This is a genomic window from Selenomonas sp. ND2010, from assembly GCF_000702005.1.
GTDB lineage: Bacteria > Bacillota > Negativicutes > Selenomonadales > Selenomonadaceae > Selenomonas_A.
The window spans coordinates 25,044-51,380 of sequence record NZ_JNKI01000018.1 but is presented as its reverse complement, the minus strand read 5'-3'; the positions used below and the strand labels follow the sequence as shown (position 1 = coordinate 51,380).

Genomic DNA, 26,337 nt, shown 5'->3' with positions numbered 1-26,337 from the left:
TCCCTTTTGTTATGTTATGTATTTTTTTACTGTATACACGCATACAACTGCGTGAAACCGTCTTTATTCGTCTATGAAAGTATACATAATACTTGTGCTGGCAGAACCTATCAATGAAGGTACGATGCGGGATTTACCGGTTCGCCACCAATGCGCACCTCATAATGGACGTGCGGCCCCGTAGAAAAGCCGGTGCTGCCCATGTAGGCAATGACCTGACCGCGACGAACATATTGGCCAGGGGTGACAACAACCTGCATGGCATGACCATAGCGGGTCATGATGCCATTGCCATGGTCAATATCCACCATATTGCCATAGCCGCCATCATTCCAGCCAGCCGTCGTGACTACGCCGTCTGCCGTAGCCAAAATCGGCGTACCGGCATCATTGGCAATGTCGATGCCCGGATGGAAATCCGATCCATTCCAACGGAGGCCAAACGGCGAGGAAACGTCACCATGCGCTGGCCAGATGGACGGGGTCGTACTGCCGCCCAGCAGCGGGTTGTAACCGAGTTTTTCCTGACGGTCCTTGATATGCTGCTGTAACTCCATAAGGGACTCACGGCGCTGGGTAATCCCTTGCTCCACCAAAGTGAGTACCTGGCCGATATTGTTCAAATCCGGCTGAACGACTGGTCCCCCCTGACCATCGTGTTTACCGTCACCATTGCCACTGGCATCTGGATTCTGCGCCGCTGGTGCATTGGCATCCTGCGCCGGTGCCATTCCAGTCATTTGACGCAATTCGTTTTCTACCTGTTTCAACTGCTCCATCTCATCCTGCAGGTCATTGGCTTTCTTCGAAAGCTGCAGCAATTGCTCCTGCTGGATCGTATTTACTTCCCGAAGTTCGCGAATCTCGCTTTGCCCACTCTGCGCCGCAAACGTGCTGTATACCGAGTAGCTGAATGCCCCCACAAACAGCAAGGCTCCCACGGCCAGGGAAGCGACCCCAATCTTGAGGTTGCGTTCGGACAAATGGATTTTCTTTACATCCCCGCCATTGGGTGGGATGAACTTGATCGTATACTCCGGTGATTCCTTTATCTCTGGTTTCTTCTCAGCTGCCAAAGTAAAGCCTCCAAACGTTTAAAACAAAAGAATCCACGGACATGAGTATTCCCTGGATTGCTTCAATAATAACATAAAACCTTATGCCATTATAGCATAAGGTTTTTGTTTTTTAAAGTTTTTTCTACTATAGAATAGACCCGTTTACTGCGCCTTGGCCATCGCATCGTGCAGGGCCTTTTCCTCTTCCTGCGTCAGCGTGTACGTCGAAGTCCCCGCTTCAATGGGTTTTACATAACTGCGGGAATCTTCACGGCCAAAGATGCTGGACAAAATCACACCATTATTATAGGAGTCCAGCAAGGCCACCGCATAGCTCAGATCGCTACCCATGTCTTCAAAGGCCCGGAAACGGACAACGCCCACCCGCGTGACCGCAGTCTGGAGCAGTGCATCCATCCGCTTGTTCTCACTATCGAGCCGCTGATTCTCCTCTACGACGTGACGAACCTCATCGATATGGCCCATAAGCAGGCGCTCCATGTTGGCACCATCAACGCCAGTCATCATCTTGCGATAACGCTTTCTCATATAACTGAGCTTCATCGCCTGATTAATCATAATTCCCAACATGATTACCATAATCACGGCCATGCCGGCAACGATAAATGGCATATTGTTCGTCATTATCTTCATGAACTGCTGAATATCCATTGTTTATTGAATGCTCCCTTTCTCTGCTTCCCTTCTCATGCAACCAAATGTTGCACGTGAAACAAAACCGCTAACCCTTAATCGCAAACCTTTAATATTATAACGCCATTGTTCTAGTTTTGCCATAGGCAAAACTTACCTATCAGCGTTTCAACGAGGCGGCAACTACACATATCGTCTATCAAGCACTCTTGCCTCGTTCTAACGCCATTATTCCAGTTTTGCCATAGGCAAAACCGCCTGGCTTAGACCGTAAATTTCTGCGTCAGCGACACTTGCCGCAAGGCATCGATCTTCTGCTTTTTGACTTGTTCTTCCCGCTCAAGAATCAATCCCATGATGCGTTCCAAATCCTCTGGGGAATAAAATTCTATTTCGATCTTGCTCTTTTTCTTGCCCGGATGGATTTTTACCTGCGTGCCAAATAGATGCGTAAGCTTATCGACGGCATCGGTCAGGAATACGTCCTGCTCCTTCTTATCTTTCTTCGCCGCCTCCGGTTTCTCCTTAAAGTAGTCCGGATTATCCTGCAATTTTTTGACCAGCGCCTCGCATTGGCGAGCCGACAGATCTTCTGCCTGGATGTATTCGGCAGCTTCCCGCTGCAAGTTCTGATTCTCAATGGCCAGCAGCGGTTTTGCCTGTCCCATGGACAGTGCCCCATTGGCAACGTAATCCTGTACCTGCGGCTCGAGCTTTAAGAGGCGCAGGAAATTGGCAATATGCGAACGACTGCGGCCGATTTTTTTTGCCATATCATCCTGCGTCATGCCGAAATCTTTCATCAGGCGGTTGTAGGCCTTGGCCTCTTCAATCGCATTCAGGTCTTCGCGCTGGATATTTTCAATCAAGGCGATTTCACTGACTTCCGCATCGTTGTATTCGCGAATCATGGCCGGCACGGTCTTCAAGCCTGCCAGTTTAGCCGCCCGCAGGCGGCGCTCGCCTGCAATCAGTTCATACCCCGTTCCCGGCAGTTTGCGGACCAGCAGCGGCTCTAGGATACCAATCCGTTTTACCGAGTCCTTCAACGTATCGAGTGCCGATTCATCAAATTCCTGACGCGGCTGATAGCGATTGGCCTTGATTTCTGCTACATTGAGTTCCTGCACTTTGTCCTTGGCCGGCGTGATTTTCGTATCTTTGAGCAATGCACCCAGCCCTTTGCCCAAACCGCCATGTGCCTTATTTGCCACGAGCAATCACCTCTTTCGCCAATTTCAGGTAAACCTCTGCTCCCTTCGAGCGTTTATCATAATAGAGAATCGGCTCCCCATAGGACGGAGCCTCGGACAAGCGGACCGTGCGGGGAATCATCGTCTTGTAAACCGTATCCCCGAAGTTGGCCCGGACTTCAGCAACTACCTGCTCCGAGAGCTTCGTGCGGGAATCGAACATCGTCATGAGAACGCCCTCAACCTCCAACTGCGGATTGAGATTATTGCGCACCAGCTCAATCGTATTCATGAGCTGGGATACCCCTTCCAGGGCATAAAACTCGCACTGGATGGGCATCAGCACCGAATCAGCAGCGGCCAGCGAGTTCAGCGTCAGCAAGCCTAACGATGGCGGACAGTCGATGATGATATAGTCATAGTTTTCCTTTACACTGTCCAAAGCCTTCTTGAGGCGGGTTTCCCGGGAAATTGCCGCCACCAGTTCGACCTCAGCACCAGCGAGCTCGATATTGGCCGGCAATACATCGACCTTGAACTCCGTTGGCTGGATGACGTCCTGAACGGCTGCATTATCAATCAAGACATGATAGATGGTCTGCTCCAATGCCGATTTATCAATGCCGTAACCACTGCTGGCATTGCCCTGCGGGTCACAATCTACCAGCAAAACTTTTTTCTTCTTTTCGGCCAGGCAGGCTGCCAGATTTACGGAGGTAGTCGTCTTGCCGACGCCACCTTTCTGATTTGCCACCGCAATAATCTTTGTCAACGAATCCACCACTTTCTCCACGTTAAAAACATTACAGTTTTTCTTGTAAAATCTAGCTGAAATAAGTATAATTGTTACGATAATATTAACTAGATAAACAGTTGTTATTATAACTTTTCAGCCTAAAACTTCTCTTTGTTTCACTACTTTATATAATAATATGAAATGACGGAAAAGCCAATGTTTCACGTGAAACATTTCAAAAAATATTTCTACCGCTGTGCGAAAGGATGTGAAGCGAATGCCCGTTTATAATGCACCGCTTTTAGCCATTGATGCACAAGAAACCAGACGATATGCCGGTCTGATGAAAGCCACGAATTTTGACGAAAGCAAAATCGAGGCGGCGTGTCAGGATGCCCGGTTGCTCGCTGCCCCCAAGGGAATCTGGCAAGTATACGACTACGATTGCGAAAAGCAGGAAATCGCCGCCGCCCCCGCCTGCCTGCTGCAGGGGGATAAGATTGGCGCGCATCTTGCCGGCTGTGAAAAGGTCATCGCCTTGGCGGCAACCGTCGGAAAAGCCATCGAAGAGACCGTGACGAAGCGCTTTGAAGAAGGCCAATACGCCGCCTCTGTCTTGCTGGATGCGGCCGCTACCGCCGCCGTAGAGCAAGTCGCTGACGCCATGGAAAAAGCCATCCGCCCCAAAGCTGCGGCTAAGGGCTACGGCATGCGCTGGCGATTCAGTCCCGGGTACGGCGATTGGCCGATCGAGCAGCAGCCAGAGCTCATCCGTCTCACCGATGCCACAACGATCGGCATCGAGCTGTCTTCATCGATGATGCTGATTCCCCGGAAAAGCATCACGGCTATCATTGGACTATATAAGGAAGACAAATCAACCCCCGAAGCAGCCACCATCCATAAAAAAGGCTGTGCCGTTTGTCCAAAAACAGACTGTCCTTCCCGAAATGTATAAGGAGCGTGACCTTTTTGATTCATATTTTCGACGGTGCTATGGGCACCATGCTTCAAGCCGGTGGGCTAAAACCAGGCGGCTGTCCGGAGCTCATGAATGTAGAAAATCCGGAAGTCGTAAAAAATATCCACCGTGCCTATATCGAGGCAGGTTCCACCATTATTGAGACCAATACCTTTGGTGCCAGCACCTTAAAACTCGAGCACTACGGCCTTGCGGACCGCACTTACGAACTAAATGCCGCCGCGGTAAAAATCGCCAAAGAAGCGGCCGCTGGCCGCGCCAAGGTTGCCGGATCCATGGGCCCCACGGGGCGTTTTGTCGTTCCCCTGGGCGATTTGGAATTCGAAGCGGCCTATCAGTGCTTTGCCGAACAAGCCAAAGCCCTGGCCGAAGCAGGTGCCGATTATCTGATCATCGAGACCTGCATCGACATCCAGGAAATGCGTGCCGCGCTGCTGGCGGCCAAGGATACGGCCCCCAACGTTCCTGTCATCTGCCAGCTGTCCTACAGCGAAGATGGCCGCACGGTAACCGGCACCGATCCACAGTCAGCGGCCATTATCCTTGCAGCTATGGGAGCCGATATCATCGGCGTCAATTGCTCCCTCGGACCAGAACAGCTCGTACCCATTGTCCGCACCTTGGCCGAAAACTGCGAGGTGCCGATAAGCGTCCAGCCTAATGCGGGCATGCCCTATCTGGAAAACGGCGAAACCGTATTCCCCATGGGCCCTGAGGATTTTGGCCGCTGGGGCACGAAACTCTTAGAAGCTGGAGCTACCTACCTCGGCGGCTGCTGTGGTACCACCCCCGCTCATATCGCCGCCCTTGCCCAGACGGTAAAGAATGCCAACGAACCCGAGCGGCCGAAGCGGCCGAAACGTCTCTGGCTAGCCAGCCGCAGCAAATCGGTCTGCATCGACAAAGATATTCCCACGCGGCTCATCGGAGAACGCATCAATCCCACGGGCCGCAAAAAACTTGCCGCCGAAATCCGCGAAGGCTCCTTCCTCTCCGTAAAGAAAGAAGCCCTCAATCAGGTAAAAGCCGGCGCGCAGCTGCTCGATGTAAATATGGGGGTCGGCGGCATCGATCAGCCGGCCGCCATGAAACACGCCGTTACGGAAATCTCCCAGCTGACCGATGCGCCGCTGGCAATCGATACCAGCGATGCCAAAGCCCTGGAAGCCGGCCTCCGCGCTTACCCAGGCCGGGCACTTATCAACTCGGTCAGTGCAGAAAAAGAGCGAATTGCCGAATTCCTGCCACTAGCTAAAAAATACGGTGCTGCCATTCTCTGCCTGCCGATTACCGATGACGGTGTTCCCAAAACAGCCCAAGACCGTCTGGAAACCATTCGCGGCATTATCAAAGCCGCCAAAGAAAATGGCCTCGACGATGGCGATTTCCTGCTGGACGCACTGGTCATGACCATTTCCGCGGATGCCAACGCCTGCCATGAAGTTCTGCGGACCCTCGCCCTCTATCGCGAGGAGCTTGGCTATCCCTCCACGATGGGACTTTCGAATATCTCCTTCGGCCTGCCGAACCGGCCCCTCATCAACAGCACCTTTTTCACGATGTGCCTGGCAGCCGGCCTCGATGCGCCCATCATGAATCCCTATGACGATTCCATGCAGCAGGCCTTAAAGGCCAGTGCTGCGCTCTTGGGCCATGACCCCAATGGCCTAGCCTTCAGCAAGGACGAAGCCAACCTCAGCGTGCCAAAAAAAGCCGCCGTTGCCAAGGAAACCATCCTTGCCACCCTGCCGGCCATCAAGCAGGCCGTTATCGAAGGGGAAAAGGACGATGTCGCCCCACTGGTCGAAAAGGCCATCCAGGAAGGTCACAGCGCCAACGAAATCACCGAACAGGCCTTGACCGCCGCCATGACGGAAATCGGCGAAGATTTCGGTGCGGGCCGCATGTTCCTGCCCCAAGTGCTGCTCTCGGCTGAGACGATGCGCGCAGCCTTCAACAAGCTAAAAGAACTGATTCCGGCCAGTGCCAATGCCGAAAACGGCACCGTAGTCATTGCCACGGTCAAGGGTGATGTCCACGACCTTGGCAAAAACATCACTGGTGCCCTGCTGGCCAACAGCGGCTTCAAACTCATCGATCTCGGCAAAGATGTCGATTCCACGGATATTGTCAAAGCTGCCATAGAAAACAACGCCGACATTGTCGGCCTCTGTGCGCTCATGACCACCACCATGGTCCAAATCGACAAAGTCATCGCTGACCTAAAGGCCGCTGGCTGCAACGCCAAAGTCATGGTCGGCGGCGCTGCCGTTACCCAGGAATACGCTGACAGCGCCGGTGCCGATGCCTATGCCCCCGACGGGGTCAAAGCCGTTGAACTGGCCAAAGGACTTGTAAAATAGCAATCGAAAAGGGAGATGCCCAAACGTGGCATCTCCCTTTTTGACTTGTCAAAAATCACTCAGCAATCGTAATGGTACTTGGAGAAATAGTGGTCTGTGCACTCATCTCCTTCCTGGATACCTTTCAATCCATGTGTCTGAAACGTAAGAAACTTTCTGTGCTTTCATTATACTATACACACAAAGTTTTATGCAACTATTTTTTATTTTCTGATAAATAACCACAAATAAAAGGCTGCACTCCTCGTGCAGCCTTAATTATCACGTTTTTAGAACAAAACTTTTGCCAGATGCAAATACTCCGGATCGAGTTTTTTCTTGTTATTGACCGAATCATGCAGGTCGATGGAAACGACGCGGCCCTTGCTGAAGCCGAATACGATATCCGAAAGGCCCGAGATAAGAGCAAGCGCTGCCTGCTCGCCGAGCTGGCTGGCGCGAACGCGGTCGATGACCGACGGGGAGCCCCCACGCTGGATATGACCGAGTACCGATACGCGCGTATCGAGTTCCGTCTTCTTGGCAATGTAGTCGCCGATCTCCTGGCCACTGCCAGCACCCTCAGCAACGACAACGAGAATGTAGCGCTTGCCTTTCTGATAAGCAGCCTTCATGTCTTCACAGATTTTATCAAGATCGAAGGGGGACTCCGGTACGAGGATATACTCTGCACCGCCAGAAATGCCCGAAACCAGAGCCAGCCAACCAGAGTTGCGGCCCATTACCTCCATGACAATGACGCGGCGATGTGCCGAAGCCGTATCACGGAGCTTGTTGATTGCATCGATGATGGTGTTGGCAGCCGTATCGCAGCCAATCGTGTAGTCCGAACCCCAGACATCGTTATCGATCGTGCCTGGCAGGCCTACGATAGGAATACCAGTCTCCTGCGAAAGCAAGGATGCGCCGCGCAGAGAGCCGTCACCACCGATGACGCAAAGGCCCTGGATGCCGCGGTCTACCAAATGCTGATAGCCCAGCATACGGCCTTCCGGCGTCTTCCAGCGTTTGCAGCGAGCCGTTCCCAGGAACGTACCACCGCGCTGGATAATGTCACCAACGTCTTTGGACTGCATCTCAAACATATCTTCTTCAAGCAGACCATGATAACCATCACGGATACCCCAGACTTTAACGCCTTCATAGAGAGCCGTGCGAACAACGGCACGAGCTGCTGCGTTCATTCCCGGGCTATCGCCACCACTGGTCATGACTGCGATGCTTTTTAACATAACTGAAGTCCCCCTTGAATATGAGAAATGTGTAACATAGTACGTCTAGTATTAAACCTTACTATCCCATATCATACCATAAATCTTGCAAATCTAACAGAGGTTTCGCATAGGATTGTTCGCGAAACTGCAAATTTTTGATTAGGTGATTCGTTCCCACTGTCCCCTCTTGACAAACGAGTCCTCTCTATGATAGATTGACAGTAGATGCTGTGCAACTGACGGAAGTGGATTACCACAGGGAGCACAGGGAAGAAAAGCCGACCGTCTGGGCGATGCCTGGATTTGTGTCGGCTTTTTTCGTATATGTTTTTAAAAAAGGAGAAACCTGCAATGAATGAAATGGAACTCAAGTATGGCTGCAATCCGAACCAGAAACCAGCCCGCGTCTTCATGGAAAAGGGCGACCTTCCCTTCACGGTATTGAATGGCAAGCCGGGCTATATCAACCTGCTTGATGCAATGAACAGCTGGCAGCTGGTTCAGGAGCTCAAAAAAGCTACCGGCCTTCCGGCAGCTGCTTCGTTCAAACATGTCAGCCCTGCTGGCGCAGCGGTAGCCGTTCCACTCTCCGAAACACTGCAGAAAGCCTATTTTGTCGAGGGGATTGAGCTGTCACCCATCGCTACCGCCTATATCCGTGCCCGTGGTGCTGACCGCATGTCCTCCTATGGCGATTTCGTGGCACTGTCCGACGAATGCGATGCACAGACTGCCTCCTTCCTCAAGCGCGAGGTATCCGATGGCATTATTGCACCGTCCTATTCTGAGGCCGCACTGGAGATTCTCAAGACGAAGCGCAAAGGCACCTATTTGGTTCTTCAGATGGATCCGAACTACCAGCCGGAAAAAATCGAGAAAAAGCAGGTATTCGGCATTACCTTCGAACAGCAGCGCAATGAGATCGATCTGACGGAGGACTGCCTCACGGAAATCCCCACGAAGAACAAAGACATCCCGGCAGCAGCGAAACGCGACCTGCTGATTTCCCTGATTACGCTCAAGTATACGCAGTCCAATTCGGTCTGCTATGCCAAGGATGGACAGGCCATCGGCATCGGTGCCGGCCAGCAGTCCCGCGTTCACTGCACGCGTCTTGCTGGAAATAAAGCGGATATCTGGTATCTGCGCCAAGCACCACAGGTGCTCTCGCTGCCGTTCCGCGAGGATGTCCGCCGCCCGGATCGCGACAATGCCATCGACGTCTATGTTGGCGACGAATATATGGACCTTTTGGGCGGTGACAACTGGAAACGGGTCTTCACGGAAAAACCGCCCGTATTTACGAAGGAAGAAAAACAGGCCTGGCTCTCTACACAGACCGGCGTAGCCCTTGGCTCTGATGCCTTCTTCCCCTTTGGCGACAACATTGAACGCGCGCACAAGAGCGGCGTAGCCTATGTCGCCCAGGCAGGTGGTTCCATCCGCGACGACAATGTCATCGAAACCTGTGACAAATACAACATGGCGATGGCAATGACCCACATTCGCCTGTTCCATCACTGATTTTTACCATTTGTTACCCCATTCTTACATTTACATACACATTAAACAAGAGGAGCAATATCCCATAGGATATTGCTCCTCTTGTTTATGTCAGTCTTTTACCTCACCGGCTTTTACGGACTCGAGCTGACTGCGCCCGTCCATATCCCTTATGCAGGAAAGCCAGCATTCCGCGCCGCCCAAACGGAACGGTATGATGATGTATATCTTTAGGGAAATATCCCCATCATCGTTATAGGTATGGAAAAACGCCGTAAAATGGTCGCGTTTCAGTTCTTTTTGCCGCTCGATAAGCGTCGTCAAATTGTAGAACGTTAAGAAAAGCTCCCGCTCCTCGGGAACGATATAGCGATCCGCATAGAGTTTCAAGATTTCCTCTACCGTAGATGCTTCGTAAGTCAAGCGGTTCTGTGTCTCATCAATATAGATATTTTCCGCCCGTCCACTTACCGAGAAGAAATCCACCCGAGTGAAAATACCGAGCAAATGACGGATCGCCACATGAAGATCCATCGACTCCAACTGCTTATCTGCGGAAAGCTTCGTGACGATAAAGGCAAAAGCATCCACCTTGCGTTTGGCATCGGTAGCAATATAACGGCAACGGATATTGCAAAGGTTGCCATTTATCGTATAGTCCACCGTTTCCTCTATTTTCGACTTGCGGCAGCGGTTCAACAGGCGCACAAACATCCGGGCAAAGTGCTCATGCCCCAGTTGATAATAGCGAATTTCCTCCGCCAAATCTTTGTAGCCCGTACTCTTCATGAAATCCACATAGGCCTCATTCTTATAGATATAGCGGAAGGTATCCACCGAATCTCCCTGCTCACAAATAGCCAGCGGCATGGCACTGATATAGTTCTCCCGCTCCTCAAAAGAGAGCAATGGCGATATGCTCAGTAAATTGATATTGCCAATTTTGCGGAAGTAATCCGTGCAGGCAAGCGGCTCAAAAGACAGGGTCGCCTCACTGCCCGCATAAGATTCGGCCGCCATTCGCAAGGGCTGTGGTTTGCCAAACAGATATCCCTGGCAGAGTTCGCAGCCCAGATCCTTCAGAAATTGATATTGTTCCTCGGTCTCGACTCCTTCCGCCAAGGTATGGATGCCAAGCTCCTTAGCCATATTGACCAAGGACTTTAAGATAACCTCGGTTTTATGCTTCTTGCCAAAATCCCGCAAGAACCGCATATCGAATTTTATGAGGTCAAACTCGTAATCCTTCAAGGTATTTAGCGAGGAATACCCACTGCCGAAGTCATCCATCCAGACCTCATAGCCAGCCTTGCGGAAGCGCTCAATCTGCTCAATGATATGATTGTCATCAAAGCTAAAGGCCCCTTCGGTGATTTCGATATGCAGCCGATCACAGGGAACCTGATACTCCTGACGGATTCGCTCCACATCTTCAAAGATATCCGTCAGCTGGAAATCCATCCGTGAAAGATTCAGCGAAATCCTGGCCTCCTGCCAGCCCTCGCCATGTTCACGGACCCGGCGGAAATCCTCGCAGGCCTCACGAATTACATACAGGTCCAATTTATGAATGAGATGGGCATCCTCCAGCACCTCGATAAACACCCCTGGCGATATCATTCCATACTCGGGTGAATTCCAACGGGCCAATGCCTCGAATCCCATAATCTGACGCGTCATCGTGCGTATTTCGGGCTGATACCAGACCTCAATATCGTGGTGTTCCAGCGCCCGATAGAAATTGCTCACGATGTAATTCTTGATCCGTATTTGCTTTTCCAGTGTTTCGTCAAAGACTTCCCAGCCCTTGTCGTAAATCCCCTTTATGCTATCACAGGCAAGCTTCGCGCGGTCGAGGATAAGCGCCGTATCCTGAATCCCGGCCGCCGGCACATAAATCCCCACCTTGATGTCCAAGGCAAGATTCTGGTCAAAATCATGAACAGCCTGCCGCACATACTCAATCCGATGCTCAATATTCTCATTTTCCACTGCGGCAACAAAATGGTCATCGTTCAGCCTGGCCAAAATTCCATGGGGAAACGCATCCCGCAGGATACCGGCAATGCGCCGCAGGAATTTATTGCCATCTTGAAAGCCGTATTTCTGATTATAACTTTTGAAATTCTCTACATCAAAATACAGGAAGCTTATATTCCCATTGCCCGCATCTTTCAGCAGATAATAGGAATCTTCCATAAAGTACATCATGTTAAACAAACCGGTAACTTCATCGATTTGATTTTTTCGAATTACATTCTTCATAATCGCACTCTCATCAGTGAACTTATCCACAGACATATCCACAAAGTAGTGGATATGTCAATAATTTTGTGGATAAATCCTGCTTTTATTCCCTAGTTATCCACTTCCACTGAGAAAAACCTCTTTAAAGTCAGAGGGATATTCTCAAATACTCCTCTACCATGTCACGAACACTCATGCCATTGCTGGATTTACCCCCCAGCCGGTTTTTCTTCATATTCTTGACGATGCCATGATAGAGCTCATCTTCCACCGACCCCGGCACGAGATTTTCCCAGTTCTGCATGCTGTACGGCCGCTCCTTGATGGCGTTATCCGGCCGCCCCGTAACCTCCAGCTCACTTAGAAACTGAATCTGCTGGGTATTCGGACGAACGTAATAATGAGCCAGGAAATACTTGGCCGGATAGCTGTACTCACCACTATCATCCGTCTGAATCAGCTTCACCCACACATCCGCGATATACTCATTGCCCGAATGAGGCATCTGAATCCAGCGGGCATTCTTCGTATCCAAATAATAGGTAAAGCCATTATCCTTCAACAGCTCCACAAAGCGCTTCTCCTCTTTGTCTTTCTGCTTCGTCTTTGACTCTTCTGACTGAGTAGTTATAGATTTTGTTTCATCTGGTCTCGTAAACCAATCATCTGCACTCCTGTTACTTGATACAGTAGACTCATTTCCATTTTTTTCACTTTCAGCTGCATATACCCAAGAACTTCCCAAAAGGGACAAAAAAAGCCCCACTATACAAAAACGAACCAAACGTTTCATAATATATCACCTCAAAATAGTTGTTTCATCTCTTGTACAATTCTCCGTGTAAGTAAATATTCCCTTCATTTTTTCCCATGAATAAAAAAGACCGCTCCCTTTCCAGACAACGGTCTTCCCCATTCTTCATTTATTCTGTTATCGCAATATCATCCAAAATTTCTTTCATAACCGTGGTAACCGATTGCTCGTAGATACGACCATTAAAATGTCCATTATGTGCCTCACCCTTTGCTGGCAAATCATTTCTATATACATAATGTTCTTTTTTTACATCCACAAAACGAGCTCTCATCCATATATTCTGTTCACTTGTATGGGTAGTGAAGAGCAGAGGTACACCTTTTTGGTATTTCACCCTATTGCTCAAAGTCATAGTCAAAACAAAAACGTAATCGTAATCTAAACGCCGACCTGCCTCTACGTAGTCATTTAAACGCATATCTGCCAACCCACGTGGCCGATTCCCTACAGGCATATCATCAACATCATTTGTTTTATTGCTAGAAACACTTTCTCCATGTTTTTCTGACACGCCATATTCATTTCGCGTATACCTCGATGAAGGATGTGAAAAATTATTTCCTTTTGATAAAGCCCCATCGTTCTCAGCTTTTTCTAGCAAATATGTATTGATATCAGTCCCTTTCATAATGGCGAAACTTTCTCGTGGAAACTTATCTCTTATCTGCTGATATATCTGGTTCTTTACTCGATTTTCCACCACCATATCTTCATCGCCATTTATGACCAAAGCAATTCTAACACGTCCATCAGGGCCCAATGGTGCCTTATCTCCATAAATTAAATGATGCGCTCTAGTATAAACATCTGATACTTGATGGTCTGGACTTTTTTTCAGCTCTCGCTGGTTTATCGACAAAGATGGTTGTTGAGCAGACGCAACCCTCATTCCAACATCATATGAATTTACATTCAAACTTCCTATTCCCCAAAAGGCAGCACACAGCGCACCAGCAATGAAAATCCTTTTCACGATAAACTCCTCCTCGTTCGTTATCCCTATGAGCTGTTATCCTTACAATATCACACTTCATATTATATGCATACACCTTTTTTATTTCTCTTTCTAACCCAAAAATCCTGCTATTCCCAATAATTATCTTCCAATTGCTCATGTTTTACATGAGATCCATTTTTTCTTTTAAGGTGAGGAAAACGCTACATCATTGTATGATTTTGGGGAATAGCTGTTTGAGAAAAAAAGCTCCCTATTCAGGAAGCGTTTTTCTGCCATTATCATAAAGGCTATTGCGGAATGTTTCACGTGGAACATTCCGCTTCGCGTTATAATGGATTTTTTACTGGCGTGCCTGCTTTGCGTGGGTAGGCTTTTGGCGTTGGCATGCCCTTGGTGATTTCCACCACAGCCCGCACATCATCAAGCCCAGGCAAATGAACCGGGCGCGTATTTACCTTACTGCCGCCCATTACCTTGATGGCCTTGGCGGCCTCCTTTTCTTCCTCCTGATACTGCATTCCCTTTAAGGCCAGGAATTTACCGCCGCGTTTGACAAACGGCATGCAATATTCGCAGAGAATTGGCAGCCGCGCCACTGCGCGCGATACTGCCAGATCAAACTGCTCCCGGTATTTCTTGTTGCGAGCACCTTCCTCCGCCCGGGCATGGACGCATTCCACATCCTGCAACCCCAGTTCGTCGACGACAGTCTGCAGGAATTTTACCCGCTTGTTGAGGGAATCCATCAAAGTCAGCTTAATCGTAGGATCAAAAATCTTCAAGGGGATTCCCGGGAAACCAGCCCCCGTACCAACGTCGATTACCGATACCCCTTCGGTAAAGTATTCCTTATCATATGCCGTAAGGGAGTCAATCATGTGCTTGACAGCTACCTCATGCGGTTCCGTAATCGCCGTGAGATTCATTACCTTATTCCACTCTACGAGCAGTTCATAATAACGATTGAACTGCTCCAACTGCCCTTCCATCAGCGAAATTCCGTAAGCCTCGGCGGCTTTTTTCATCTCTTCCCGAAACATCTTCAAACCTCTTTCTTATCCTGAATGCGGCGCTGCTGTTCGAGCCATACGAGGAGCACCGATATATCCGCCGGCGAAACGCCGCTGATACGGCTGGCCTGCCCAACAGAACGCGGACGGATTTTGGCCAGCTTTTCCCGGCCTTCATCGCGCAGGCTCGGCACTTGCTGATAGTCGATATCCTCTGGCAGGAGTTTTTCTTCCAATTTTTCCATATGCTCGACCTGCTCCAGCTGTTTTTTGATATAGCCTTCATAGGTAATGGAAATCTCTACCTGTTGGCGTACCTCCGGTTCCAAATCCGGCAGATTGAAACTTTCCTGCAGCTTGGCGTAATCCACATCCGGACGGCGCAGCAGTTCATAAAAGCTCGTTGCGTTGCGAATCGGCTCGATACCGGCCTCACGGAGTTTCTCCTTTATTTCCTGCGTCGGATTAATGGAATTCTTCTTGAGATATTCCATCGCCTGCTGGATTGCCGTCTGTTTTTTCGTAAAGCGTTCCCACCGGTCATCTTTTACGAGCCCTACCCGACGCCCCAATGGCGTCAGGCGCTGATCGGCATTATCCTGCCGCAGCAGCAGCCGGTATTCGGCCCGACTCGTCATAATACGATAGGGCTCACTCGTCCCCTTGGTGACCAGATCATCAATCAGCACGCCGATATAGGCATCACTGCGCTTTAATACCAGCGGCTCTTCGCCCTTGATAAACATAGCCGCATTGATGCCGGCAATGATGCCCTGAGCGGCCGCCTCCTCATAACCGGACGTGCCATTTGCCTGACCGGCCGAGAAGAAACCGTGAATATCCTTAAACTCCAGCGTCGACTTTAATTGCGTCGGGTCGATGCAGTCATATTCGATGGCGTAACCTGCCCGCATGACTTTCGCATGCTCCAGTCCTGGGATCGTCCGCAAAAATTCCAGCTGAACATCCATGGGCATACTGGTAGACATGCCCTGTACATAGACCTCATTGGTATTGAGTCCTTCCGGCTCCAGGAACAGCTGATGGCGCTCTTTGTCCGGGAAGCGCAAAATCTTCGTTTCAATCGAGGGGCAGTAGCGCGGCCCGATTCCCTCGATGATACCGTTAGCCATCGGTGCCCGATGCATATTATCCCGCAGGATTTTATGGGTCTTTTCGTTCGTATAAGTCAGCCAGCAGGGAATCTGCTCGCGGGTCGTCTCGTCACTCATAAAGGAAAAGTTCCGGCACTCCTCATCCCCCGGCTGGATTTCCATCTTATCGTAGTCCAGCGTCCGGGCATCGACACGGGCCGGCGTTCCCGTTTTGAAACGCATCAGGCGCACGCCTGCCTCCAGCAGGGAATCCGAGAACTTCATTGCTGCCCGCTGACCATTCGGACCACCCGTATAGGTGTGTTCACCGATGATGATACGCCCTTTGAGGTAGGTTCCCGTAGCCATGATGACCGCCTTGGCTTCATAGATTTCGCCAGTTTCGACCTGGACGCCTGTTACCTTATCTCCTTCTAAGAGCAGTTTATCGATGAGAATCTGTTTGACATCGAGATTCTCCGTATCTTCGCAAGTCTTTTTCATAGTAAACTGATAAAGTTTTTTATCTGCCTGGGCGCGCAGTGCATGAACCGCCGGCCCTTTGCCCGTGTTGAGCATACGGAACTGGATGCAGGTCTTATCGGCATTGACTCCCATTTCGCCGCCCAGCGCATCAAGTTCACGGACCAGATGCCCCTTAGCGGGTCCGCCTACCGACGGATTACAGGGCATCATGGCAATATTGTCCATCGACAGCGTTGCCAAAAGCGTACGGCAACCGATACGGGCAGCGGCCAAGGCTGCCTCAACGCCGGCATGGCCGGCACCTACTACAATAACATCATAGCGATCCGCTACGAACACATTTTTATCCAAAATCCATCAACCTTCTTTTTATTTGCCAATACAGAATTTCGAGAATATCTCATTGATGATATCTTCGCCGACCGTCTCACCGGTAAGTTCCCCAAGTTTCTCCCAGGCTGAGCGCAAATCAATCGAGATAAAATCCAGCCCCAGCTGCGCGTCGATTGTCCGCAAAGCCGCCGTGAGATGTGCATCCGCCTGTCGCAGGATCTCCGCCTGCCGCTCATCATTGACAAAGGCGCCCTCATCCCTGGCATCCAAACCACCGTCGTATACCTTCTGACGGATGGCGTCGGCCAAATTATCCAGACCGTGTTCGGTCACCGTAGAAATGACCAGAACCGGCGCCGCAGTTTTTGCCTGCAACATTTCTTCGGTTAACACGGGCTGCAAATCCGATTTATTGAGCAGGACGATTGCCTCCCGGCCTTCAATCAACGAGAAAATCTCCTCATCCTCAGCCGTAAGCTCCCGCGATGCATCAAATAAGGCCAATACCAGGGATGCCTGATTTACATAGGAACGAGCCTTATCGACACCAATCTGCTCCACCAAATCATCGGTAGCCCGGATGCCAGCGGTATCGATGATGCGCAATGGCACCCCGCCCACATTGGCATATTCCTCGATGGAGTCACGCGTCGTCCCTGGAATATCCGTCACAATCGCGCGTTCCTCCCGCAGCAGCGCATTGAGCAGCGAAGACTTGCCTACGTTTGGCTTGCCGACGATAGCTGTCATCAAACCATCCTTTAAAATCCGGCCAGTCTGGGCGGTCTTTAGCAGTTTTTCAATTTGGTTGCGTATATCAACCACATTATTCTCTACCTCATACATCACGACATCATCGACTTCATCCTCCGGAAAGTCAATGGCTGCTTCTAAATGCGCAATCTGTCCGAGAATCGAGTGACGCATCGCTCGTATCCCAGCCGAAAAATGACCAGAAAGATGTCCCGTTGCCATCTTGAGCGAACGCTCCGTCTTGGCGCTGATGACATCCATGACAGCCTGCGCCTGGGAAAGATCCAGACGCCCATTCAAAAAGGCCCGCTTGGTAAATTCTCCCCGCTCCGCGGGTCTGGCTCCTGCCTGCCACGTAAGCGCCAATGTCTTGCGAAGCGGCATGAGACCACCATGACACTGAAGCTCCACGACATCCTCCTTCGTATAGGAATGCGGTGCCCGCATCAACAGTACCATGGCTTCATCCACGACTTCTTCCTGTTCATCGACAATATGACCAAATACCGCCCGCTGGGTCTCATACTCCGCTAGCTTTTTGCCGCTGACAGCCCGAAAGACTTTATCGGCAGTCTCGATGGCATTTCGGCCGCTTATCCTTATGATGCCAATGCCGCCCTCTCCCTGGGCCGTTGCAATGGCACTTATCGTATCCCCTTGTTGCATGATTATTACCTCTCATATACACAAAAGGGCAGCCTCAAAATGAGACAGCCCTTTCACAGCTCTCTTGCCTGATAGCTATTTTATTCTTCGTCAAAACGCGGTTCGCTGTAATTCCTCCGGGAACGGCGGCGGCGTTTCGGTGCAATCACCACATAGCGGCGTGGCTCATCGCCAGCACTATAGGTGTTCACACGGCGGTTGTCCTGAAGCGCCATGTGGATGATTTTACGCTCATGGCGGTTCATCGGCTCCAAATGGACCTCTTCCCCAATGCGGCAGGCTTTCTCTGCCAAATGACCAGCCAGTCTCACGAGCGTCTCCTCACGCCGCGAACGGTAATTCTCGATATCGATAATGATACGGGCACGATTTTCCGAAAGCCCGCGATTAGCCGCCAAATTCGCCAAATACTGCAGCGAATCCAGCGTCTGGCCATGCTTACCGATCAGGATACCGAGATTCTCACCAATGAGCTGGAACAGAACCCCTTCTTCGGACTCACCGCGCTCAATCTGAACCTCTAGGTTCATGGTCTTAAATACATCGCGCAGGAATTTCTCCGCAATCTTTGCCTGTTCGTCAACCGATACAGCCGCCACGGCTGCCGTCGGCTCCTCAGCGGAGTCCACTACGACAGTCTGCTTCTCACGAATCACTTCCGGCTTTGCCTTTACCGCAGCCTCGATGCGGGCCAGCTTAGCGCCAAACAAGCCAAAAAATCCGTTAGATGGCTGCTGAATGACTTTATAGTCGAGCTGGTCCTCTGTGACACCAAGCGTTGAAGCAGCCGATGCAATGGCCGCTTCAACGGTTTTCCCCGATGCTTCTAATACCTCTGCCATATCAGGCAGCCTCCTTCGTTTTATCCTCACCACGATACATCCACCACTGCTGAACAATCTGGACGATATTCATCGTTACCCAGTACAGGACGAGACCAGACGGGAAGTTCAAGCTGATCCAACCGATGAAGAGCGGCATAACCGTCATCATGACCTTCATCTGCTGATTCATTTCCGTAGTCGTCATCTTCTGCTGGAGGAACGTCGTCAGTGCCGACAAGATTGGCAGCACATAAATCGGATCCGGATCCGACATGCTCGGCAGCCACATAAACTGCGCCGCCTCAGCCGACGGATAGGTGAAATTAAACAACGCGTAATACATGCCCATCAGAATCGGCATCTGAATCAAAAGCGGCAGGCAGCCAGCCAGTGGATTTACGCCGGCATCCTTATAGAGGGCACCGATTTTCTGCTGCATGACCTGCGGATTGTCCTTATACTTCTCCTGAATCTTCTTCATCTTCGGCGAAAGTTCCTGCATCGCCTTCATGGATTTTACCTGTTTTACCGTCAGCGGATACATCAGCATCTTAATGATAATGGTAAGCAAGATAATTGCCATACCATAGCTGCCAATCCCCACCATACTCGTCAACGAATATAACAGCTCAAGCACAAAATGCAGGAGATTTTCAATCGGTGCAAATAACGTTCCAAAGAAACCCAAACCATCACGTCCTAATCTAAAAAACTAAACCAACAACTTATGGAACGGGGTCATAGCCGCCCTTGTGGAACGGATGACAACGTAAAATACGCTTCAAAGCCAGCCAGCCACCACGGCGCGCCCCGTATCTTTCCACGGCAATCATCGCATACTCCGAACAGGTCGGAATATAACGGCAGGAAGGCGGCTTCAGCGGCGAAATAAAGTTTCGATAGAACTTAATCAGCAGCAGCAGCGCCTTTTTCATCATTTTTCCTTCTTTCTATCGGGAGACGCAGAATCGATGAAGATTCCCGCCTTGCGTCCCAACGAGACAAACGACTTCTCAACAACATCGCATTTCACGTCGACCATGCCCTTGCGCCCTACCAGCAGCAGTGCGAGTCCCGGACGAATCATCGCCTGATTCTTGCGATAGCTCTCACGCAGCAGTCTTTTTACACGGTTGCGAACCACAGCACAACCCAGTTTCTTGCCAGCAGCAAAGCCAACTTTTCCATCGAGGCAGTCTGTCTTAAATACATACAACACGAAGTATCGATTCGCCCAGGAACGGCCCGTACGATACACCCGTTGAAAATCACTGCGACGCTTAAGCATTTTCTTTCTCGGTAATGTAAGCATTCGTAATTTCACCAATATCTATAAAAACGATTCGGATTTGCTCCGAAACCAAATGATAACTAAAAGAAAAGGCCACCTAAGTGACCTTACTGTAAAATTTATGCCGAAAGCTTCTTTCTACCACGCTGGCGTCTTCTCTTCAGAACAAGACGACCGCCTTTCGTTTTCATGCGCTCACGGAAGCCATGGGTCTTCTTTCTCCAATGGTTGTTCGGCTGATAAGTCTGTTTCATTCGTTAAACACCTCCTTATACTGATTTCTGATTTTTCTATTCGTATAGAAGCAAAGCATCAGATCTTCTTTATGCTCGTGCAGGGGTCCCCCGCACTAAGACTCACCGTAAATTATAGCCTACGCCCTAAGAGGTGTCAAGATTTTCCCTGTGCATTTTTTGGCCGTAATTGTGGATAAAATATTCGTTTTCCTGAGTTATCCCCTTAAAAACTGTTGATAACTTGATTTTATTCTGATAAGATATTGTTGATTATTGTGCGGAAAACTCCACAGCACTTGAAAATCACGAGAACAGACAATTCCGTGAGCTTATCCATATTTCCCGCCTCTTCTCCTGGGGAAACCTTCATTTATCCACACTTGTGGATAAAAATGTGGATAAAATTATTCACCTGTGGAAAAAGCTTTCTACATATTCTATAAGCAGAAAGGATTATTTTTAATGGAGCAAGCAGAATTGCAGGCAATCTGGGAGCAGATTCTCAATAATATGAGAGATCAGCTCGCCGGCTCTGCCTTCAAATGGCTCGATCCGATCCAGCCACTCTCCCTGACGGAATCGGACTTAGTCCTCGGCACGCAGACGGCTATGGCCAAGGACTGGATTACCAGCCATTACCTGACGATAATTGAGGACGCAGTAGCGGCTGTTGTGGGCGGCCCACGAAAAATCGTCATGAAAGTAATTGAAGCGGAGAAAACGCCGGAACCAGAACCGGTACGCCGCGGTCCGAAAGACAACCCGGATCAGGGCACACTTTTCAACCACAACGAAGATACCACCCCCAGCGCCGAAGGCAGTGATATGCATATTGTCGCTGCTGGTGACAGTGCCTCACTGAACCCGAAATATACCTTCGATACCTTCGTAACTGGCAGCAGCAACCGCTTTGCTCATGCAGCCGCCATGGCTGTCGCCGAATCGCCGGGAAAAGTCTATAACCCCTTTTTCATGTACGGCGGTGTTGGTCTCGGCAAGACCCATTTGATGCATGCCATCGGCAACCGTGTTCTCCACAATCATCCGGAGATGCGCGTTCTCTATGTCTCCAGTGAACAGTTCACGAACGAGATCATCCGCAGCATCCAGGAAGGTAACGCCGAGAAATTCCGCCAGAAATACCGGAACATCGACGTTTTGCTCGTCGACGATATCCAGTTCCTTTCCGGAAAGACCAGTACCCAGGAAGAATTCTTCCATACGTTCAACACGCTGCACGACGCCGAGAAACAGATTATCCTGTCCTCCGACCGTCCGCCGCGCGAAGTAGAACGCCTGGAAGACCGCCTGCGTTCCCGCTTTGAATGGGGTCTTATCACCGACATTCAGGCACCGGATCTCGAGACGCGTATTGCCATCTTGAAGAATAAAGCGCAGCTTGATCACTTCAGTGTACCAAACGACGTCATGGTCTACATTGCCAGCCGCATCGACAGCAATATCCGTGAGCTTGAGGGAGCACTGACGCGTGTTGTTGCTTACGCTTCCCTGATTAAGAAGCCGGTCACCACGGATTTGGTCGCTGAAGCACTCAAAGATGTATTCCCGAACAACAAGACCAAAGAAATTACGATGGAAGTAATTCAGGAAATCGTAGCTTCTTATTTCAAAATAAAGATTGAAGATTTGCACGCCAAAAAGCGTACCCGCAGCATTGCTTACCCACGGCAGATTGCTATGTACCTCTGCCGCGAGCTCACCGATACGTCCCTGCCGCAGATCGGCAACTTCTTCGGTGGCCGTGACCACACTACGGTATTGCATGCCTGCGATAAAATCAGCAAAGAAAAAGAATCCGACATTAAACTCGGCGGTATCTTAAACGAACTCGTCGAGCGAATCCAGAAGATGTAACGTCATTTTATGAACAGAATCGTCGTGGATAACTCTGTGGAAAGTCCTGCGGATTTCTTGTCGACAGAATGTGGATAAAATACAGGGGAGGTTTTCACCGTGGATTGTGTGGATAACCTCCCCTCTTGTTATGAACATCTTACCCACAGGTAAATCGTTGATAACATTGGGTTTCCTGCAGTTTTCAACATTTCCACAAGCCCTACTACTACGACGGCTATTTATTTAAAAATACTCCGAGTAATAATAAAAAAAAGAGAGGACCACCAAAATGAAACTCACCTGTGCCAAGAATGAACTGGTCAGCGCATTACAGATTGTATCCAAGGCCGTAGCCACCAAACCGCAAACCCCCATCCTTTCCGGTATTTACCTCAAGGCAGAAGCCGGAATCTTAGAGCTTCAAGCAACCAATTATGAAATCGGCATGGTCTGCCGTATCCCAGCTGAAATTGAAGAACCAGGCCAAATCGCCATTTCGGGCCGTTATTTCCAGGAAGTTATCCGCAAACTGCCTGGGGATAGTGTTTCTCTTTCGTTCAATCGCGAAGAGAAGATTGTGCATATCCAGTCCAATCAGGCAAACTTCACCCTTCTCAGCATGAATGCATCGGAATTCCCAACGATCAAACCGATGGAGGGAAACCTTCAGTTCAAAATCAAGGATAACGTTCTTCGTTCTTTGGTTAAGAAAACGGTATTTGCCTGCTCCAACGACGAATCCCGCCCGGTATTTACTGGCTGCTATTTGGAAGTCGCCGACACGAAAGTCACGATGGCTGCGACCAACACCCATCGCCTGGCCGTGAAATATGAGACCTTTGATGAAAGCATCGGCAACATCAAGATCATCATTCCGTCTCGTATTTTGCAGGAACTTCTCCACAATATGACTTCAGAAATTCCAACGGATGTCACGGTTACCTGCACCTATAACCAGATCAGCTTCGCGTTTGAGAACCTCTACATGACTTCGCGTCTGATTGAGGGGGCTTTCCCGGATTACCGCCGCGTCATTCCGCCGGAGTTTGCTACGGTCGTTATCCTCGATGCGCATGAATTCAGCTCGGCCGTTGATCGCGTTTCGCTGATTTCCCGCGCTGGCGATTACAACATCATCAAGCTGGAATTTGCGAACAATCAGGTTCATATTACCTCGAACAACCCGGATATCGGTAATGCCGAAGAGTCGGTTGCCGCCTCGATTGAAGGTCCGGAACTGACGATTGCTTTCAATGCCCAGTACATCATGGATGTCATGAAGAACATCGACAGCGATACCTGCCAGATCAAGCTCAATCAGCCCCTTTCGCCGGCGGCTGTCCGCGAGTCGGATGACGAGGAGTTTATCTACATCGTAACGCCGGTCCGTACGGCTCACTAAGGAGGTTTTCCACATGCAGATTGAGGATATTGTCATCGAGACCGAAGAAATCCAGCTCGACCAGTTTCTAAAATGGGCTGGCGTGCTGCAATCTGGCGGCGAAGTAAAGATGCTTATTGAGGACCGCCGTATCAAGCGCAATGGTGAGACGGAAAGTGCCCGCCGCCGTAAGCTGCATCCAGGTGATGTCGTGGAAATCGAAGGCATGGGAGCCTGGAGAGTAACTAAGGAATAAGTACGGGCAGCCTGAGCGAACAGGAGATTAAAAAAGAATGTATGTACGTTCTATTTTTTTAAGAAATTATCGGAACTATTCCGAGATACAGCTCGATTTTGACCCCAATATTAATGTCTTTCTGGGGCAGAATGCTCAGGGAAAGACGAATATCTTAGAGGCGGTCTACTATGCGTCGTTGGGACATTCCCACCGCACGCACAGTGACACGGATTTGATTCGCTGGGAGGAGCCTACGGCATCGGTTCAGCTGGATTTTGACCGCCTGGGCGTCGGGAATCATTTGGAATTCCAATTCAGCCGCGAAAAACGGCGCCGGATTCTTTTAAATGAGCATCCTATCCGCCCCAAGGAATTAATCGGCAGTATCAATACCGTTCTGTTTTCTCCCGAAGATTTATTTTTGATAAAAGGAGCGCCGGCTGGACGCCGGCGCTTTTTAGACGCTGAGATTTCCCAGGCAAGTCCTGCCTACTATCACGAGCTTCAGCAGTACAACCGCATCGTGACCCAGCGCAATACGCTTTTAAAACGAATCCGGGAACGCAAGGCTTCGGCGGAAATGCTGGATCTCTGGGACCCGCAGCTCGTTGAAAGTGCCGTCAAGATTACGAAAAAGCGTCAGGAAGCAGTCAAGAAACTAAATATGCTGGCCAACCTCATGCAGCGACGCATATCGGATAATCGGGAGAACCTATCGGTTGCCTATGAAATTCATGGCATGGAAGATGCGGATATGACAAACGACCTCGCTTCATGGTATAATAAAGAGCTGGTTTCTCATCGTGAGGTGGACATCCTGCGCGGTTCAACGACCCGTGGGCCGCATCATGATGACATCGTGCTGACCGTCAATGGCATCAATCTGCGGAATTTTGGTTCCCAGGGGCAGCAGCGCACTGGTGTGTTGTCGCTCAAGTTGTCGGAGCTGGAATTTTTGCGCTCAGAAACGGGCGAATATCCGATTCTGCTGTTGGATGATGTCATGAGTGAGTTGGATGCTTCCCGGCGTCAGCAGTTGATGGCTTATATTCGCCGGGAGCGGATTCAGACGATGATTACGGCAACGGATGCAGCTTATTTCCCGCAGGAGCGTATTGGCACGTATTTTTACGTCAAGGCGGGCCGGATTACGAGGTAATAGAATGGCAAAGCGCACACCAGGACTGGAAAAAGTAAAATCCGTCATCCCCCGTTGGGTACACACCAAGGGCGCTGCTTTTGAAAAGAGATTTTTCATGCATTGGGTGCTCTGGCATTGGGAGGATATTGTCGGTTCGTTTAATGCCAAACATACGGAACCGCAGGGAATCCGCAAGGAAATCCTGTATCTTTACTGTGGCAATCCGTCCCTGCGGAATAATCTCGTTATGATGCAGGAGCAAATCACGCAGCTGGTCAACAATTACGCTGGCCAGAAGATGATTAAAGGGATTGCTTTCAGCCGCCGCTGGGAGCATCCGGATACCGATGGGATTGATGAAATCCGCATCGCGCATACGAAGCGGGAATATAACTGGGGCAAAAATCGCCAGCAGGTTCTGCTCACCGCCGAAGATGTGCAGGCATCCGAGCAAATCGGCAACGAAGCGATGGATGCGGATATCGTCACCAAGGCAAGAGAGCTTTTTCGCAAGCATATGCAAATGGAAAAGCTCCGCGCTGCGAAGGACTGGCATCCCTGTGTGGATTGTGGTACGCTCTGTCCGAAGGACGAGTTGCGCTGTCCAGTATGTGCGCGCAGCCAACGGGAAAAGCTGGCAGCCAGAGTGCGTCAAGTCTTGCGGGATATTCCTTGGGCGCGCTGTAAGGAAGTGCGGGAATACGTACCAGAATGCACGCCAAAGCTTTTGAATGATCAACGTGCTTCAATGGTACAGCAGCTGGCAACTGAGGTGGATGTGAACGATACGCAAAGTATCAAGGCAAAGAACCTCGTGATGCTCTATCGCTGCCTGCCACCGGAGCAGCTTACGGAGGATGAAATCGTAAGGACGATATACCGCCTGCGGTTCAATCTTCATCGGCCCAAGGACTATAAAGCACCAAAGCGTTACTCGGTCATTAAGCTGGGCAAGAAAGGCAGAGGTGAACACTGATGTTTTTACATTTAGGAAATGGCGTATCGGTTCGGACCAAAGACGTCATAGCCATTCAGGATTTTGCACTCTTTCAGAATGGTCCAGGGAAAAAAATGCTGGCAGCGAAACGAAAAGCCGGCCGGGTGGTAAATACGCTGGAACTTGGCCCGGAGGATGATCATGAGTCCATTAAGGCCTTGGTATTGACCGAAGATAAAATATACCTGTCAGTAATATCGCCGCTCACTTTAAAGCGGCGTTCAGAGCTGGCGTTTACGACGATAGATGCAGTGGATGCAACAAAGAAAATAACGGAAACAAGATTGGTTACGGAATGATGGGAG

Annotated in this window: 25 protein-coding genes and 1 riboswitch; of the genes, 9 read left to right on the top strand and 16 right to left on the bottom strand. The window is 50.0% G+C overall.

Going from position 1 to position 26,337, the window contains the following annotated elements:
• Positions 1-110: 110 nt before the first annotated feature.
• The 4 genes from T504_RS0108205 to T504_RS0108190 all read right to left on the bottom strand — a co-directional run bounded on the left by T504_RS0108205 (position 111) and on the right by T504_RS0108190 (position 3,686).
• Positions 111-1,076 carry a M23 family metallopeptidase gene (locus T504_RS0108205; RefSeq protein WP_051635274.1) on the bottom strand — a complete coding sequence of 322 codons (966 nt, stop codon included), beginning with the start codon at positions 1,074-1,076 and terminating at the stop codon, positions 111-113.
• 144 nt (positions 1,077-1,220) lie between these two features.
• Positions 1,221-1,730: a DUF4446 family protein gene (locus T504_RS0108200; protein WP_033170589.1), complete on the bottom strand. Its 510-nt coding sequence runs from the start codon at positions 1,728-1,730 to the stop codon at positions 1,221-1,223.
• Between the two features lie 245 nt (positions 1,731-1,975).
• Positions 1,976-2,926 carry a ParB/RepB/Spo0J family partition protein gene (locus T504_RS0108195; protein WP_072022720.1) on the bottom strand — a complete coding sequence of 317 codons (951 nt, stop codon included), beginning with the start codon at positions 2,924-2,926 and terminating at the stop codon, positions 1,976-1,978.
• Entirely contained in the window at positions 2,916-3,686 is a 771-nt protein-coding gene (locus T504_RS0108190) for a ParA family protein (RefSeq protein WP_369793632.1), read from the bottom strand. The genes T504_RS0108195 and T504_RS0108190 overlap by 11 nt, the downstream gene beginning before the upstream one ends.
• A gap of 232 nt (positions 3,687-3,918) precedes the next feature.
• On the opposite strand from T504_RS0108190, the gene T504_RS0108185 reads away from it, so the two are divergent.
• Complete coding sequence (locus T504_RS0108185) at positions 3,919-4,599, top strand: vitamin B12 dependent-methionine synthase activation domain-containing protein (protein WP_033170587.1); 681 nt, start codon at positions 3,919-3,921, stop codon at positions 4,597-4,599.
• A gap of 14 nt (positions 4,600-4,613) precedes the next feature.
• On the top strand, positions 4,614-6,986 hold the full coding sequence (locus T504_RS0108180) for a homocysteine S-methyltransferase family protein (RefSeq protein ID WP_033170586.1): 2,373 nt from the start codon (positions 4,614-4,616) through the stop codon (positions 6,984-6,986).
• 269 nt (positions 6,987-7,255) lie between these two features.
• On the opposite strand, the gene pfkA is transcribed toward T504_RS0108180, so the two are convergent.
• The gene (pfkA, locus tag T504_RS0108175; protein WP_033170585.1) at positions 7,256-8,218 is read right to left on the bottom strand and encodes a 6-phosphofructokinase; all 963 of its coding nucleotides are present in this window, start codon (positions 8,216-8,218) and stop codon (positions 7,256-7,258) included.
• 204 nt (positions 8,219-8,422) lie between these two features.
• Positions 8,423-8,499: riboswitch (ZMP/ZTP riboswitch) on the top strand.
• 52 nt (positions 8,500-8,551) lie between these two features.
• Here pfkA and T504_RS0108170 point away from each other — a divergent pair.
• The gene (locus T504_RS0108170) at positions 8,552-9,724 is read left to right on the top strand and encodes a phosphoribosylaminoimidazolecarboxamide formyltransferase (RefSeq protein ID WP_033170584.1); all 1,173 of its coding nucleotides are present in this window, start codon (positions 8,552-8,554) and stop codon (positions 9,722-9,724) included.
• A 90-nt stretch (positions 9,725-9,814) separates the two neighbouring features.
• On the opposite strand, the gene T504_RS0108165 is transcribed toward T504_RS0108170, so the two are convergent.
• The 11 genes from T504_RS0108165 to rpmH form a co-directional block, all read right to left on the bottom strand.
• Positions 9,815-11,968, bottom strand: a complete 2,154-nt coding sequence (locus T504_RS0108165; protein WP_033170583.1) for a putative bifunctional diguanylate cyclase/phosphodiesterase — start codon at positions 11,966-11,968, stop codon at positions 9,815-9,817.
• Positions 11,969-12,098: 130 nt separating this feature from the next.
• Positions 12,099-12,521, bottom strand: coding sequence for a hypothetical protein (locus T504_RS0108160; protein WP_156033500.1), 423 nt, complete (start codon positions 12,519-12,521; stop codon positions 12,099-12,101).
• Positions 12,522-12,873: 352 nt separating this feature from the next.
• Positions 12,874-13,740 (bottom strand): hypothetical protein, encoded by an 867-nt coding sequence (locus tag T504_RS0108155; protein WP_033170581.1) that lies wholly within the window; start codon positions 13,738-13,740, stop codon positions 12,874-12,876.
• 311 nt (positions 13,741-14,051) lie between these two features.
• On the bottom strand, positions 14,052-14,765 hold the full coding sequence (gene rsmG, locus T504_RS0108150) for a 16S rRNA (guanine(527)-N(7))-methyltransferase RsmG (protein WP_033170580.1): 714 nt from the start codon (positions 14,763-14,765) through the stop codon (positions 14,052-14,054).
• A 2-nt stretch (positions 14,766-14,767) separates the two neighbouring features.
• A complete protein-coding gene (gene mnmG / locus T504_RS0108145) occupies positions 14,768-16,654 on the bottom strand; it encodes a tRNA uridine-5-carboxymethylaminomethyl(34) synthesis enzyme MnmG (protein ID WP_033170601.1) in 1,887 nt (628 codons plus the stop codon).
• A 30-nt stretch (positions 16,655-16,684) separates the two neighbouring features.
• Positions 16,685-18,067 (bottom strand): tRNA uridine-5-carboxymethylaminomethyl(34) synthesis GTPase MnmE, encoded by a 1,383-nt coding sequence (mnmE, locus tag T504_RS0108140; protein WP_033170579.1) that lies wholly within the window; start codon positions 18,065-18,067, stop codon positions 16,685-16,687.
• Between the two features lie 80 nt (positions 18,068-18,147).
• Positions 18,148-18,909 (bottom strand): RNA-binding cell elongation regulator Jag/EloR, encoded by a 762-nt coding sequence (gene jag / locus T504_RS0108135; RefSeq protein ID WP_033170578.1) that lies wholly within the window; start codon positions 18,907-18,909, stop codon positions 18,148-18,150.
• Position 18,910: 1 nt separating this feature from the next.
• Positions 18,911-19,579 carry a YidC/Oxa1 family membrane protein insertase gene (locus T504_RS0108130; protein ID WP_033170577.1) on the bottom strand — a complete coding sequence of 223 codons (669 nt, stop codon included), beginning with the start codon at positions 19,577-19,579 and terminating at the stop codon, positions 18,911-18,913.
• A 37-nt stretch (positions 19,580-19,616) separates the two neighbouring features.
• Positions 19,617-19,826 (bottom strand): membrane protein insertion efficiency factor YidD, encoded by a 210-nt coding sequence (gene yidD / locus T504_RS0108125; RefSeq protein ID WP_033170576.1) that lies wholly within the window; start codon positions 19,824-19,826, stop codon positions 19,617-19,619.
• Positions 19,826-20,203 carry a ribonuclease P protein component gene (rnpA, locus tag T504_RS0108120; RefSeq protein ID WP_033170575.1) on the bottom strand — a complete coding sequence of 126 codons (378 nt, stop codon included), beginning with the start codon at positions 20,201-20,203 and terminating at the stop codon, positions 19,826-19,828. The genes yidD and rnpA overlap by 1 nt, the downstream gene beginning before the upstream one ends.
• Positions 20,204-20,301: 98 nt before the next feature.
• Positions 20,302-20,436 carry a 50S ribosomal protein L34 gene (gene rpmH, locus T504_RS0108115; RefSeq protein WP_033170574.1) on the bottom strand — a complete coding sequence of 45 codons (135 nt, stop codon included), beginning with the start codon at positions 20,434-20,436 and terminating at the stop codon, positions 20,302-20,304.
• Between the two features lie 444 nt (positions 20,437-20,880).
• Between rpmH and dnaA the strand changes: the two genes are divergently transcribed.
• The 6 genes from dnaA (at position 20,881) to remB (ending at position 26,331) form a co-directional block, all read left to right on the top strand.
• A complete protein-coding gene (gene dnaA / locus T504_RS0108110) occupies positions 20,881-22,293 on the top strand; it encodes a chromosomal replication initiator protein DnaA (protein ID WP_033170573.1) in 1,413 nt (470 codons plus the stop codon).
• 271 nt (positions 22,294-22,564) lie between these two features.
• On the top strand, positions 22,565-23,677 hold the full coding sequence (gene dnaN / locus T504_RS0108105; RefSeq protein ID WP_033170572.1) for a DNA polymerase III subunit beta: 1,113 nt from the start codon (positions 22,565-22,567) through the stop codon (positions 23,675-23,677).
• Between the two features lie 13 nt (positions 23,678-23,690).
• Entirely contained in the window at positions 23,691-23,912 is a 222-nt protein-coding gene (locus T504_RS0108100) for an RNA-binding S4 domain-containing protein (protein ID WP_173663892.1), read from the top strand.
• 37 nt (positions 23,913-23,949) lie between these two features.
• Complete coding sequence (recF, locus tag T504_RS0108095; protein ID WP_033170571.1) at positions 23,950-25,053, top strand: DNA replication/repair protein RecF; 1,104 nt, start codon at positions 23,950-23,952, stop codon at positions 25,051-25,053.
• A gap of 4 nt (positions 25,054-25,057) precedes the next feature.
• Complete coding sequence (locus T504_RS0108090; RefSeq protein WP_033170570.1) at positions 25,058-26,011, top strand: DciA family protein; 954 nt, start codon at positions 25,058-25,060, stop codon at positions 26,009-26,011.
• Positions 26,011-26,331: an extracellular matrix regulator RemB gene (gene remB / locus T504_RS0108085; protein WP_051635273.1), complete on the top strand. Its 321-nt coding sequence runs from the start codon at positions 26,011-26,013 to the stop codon at positions 26,329-26,331. The genes T504_RS0108090 and remB overlap by 1 nt, the downstream gene beginning before the upstream one ends.
• Positions 26,332-26,337: the final 6 nt, after the last annotated feature.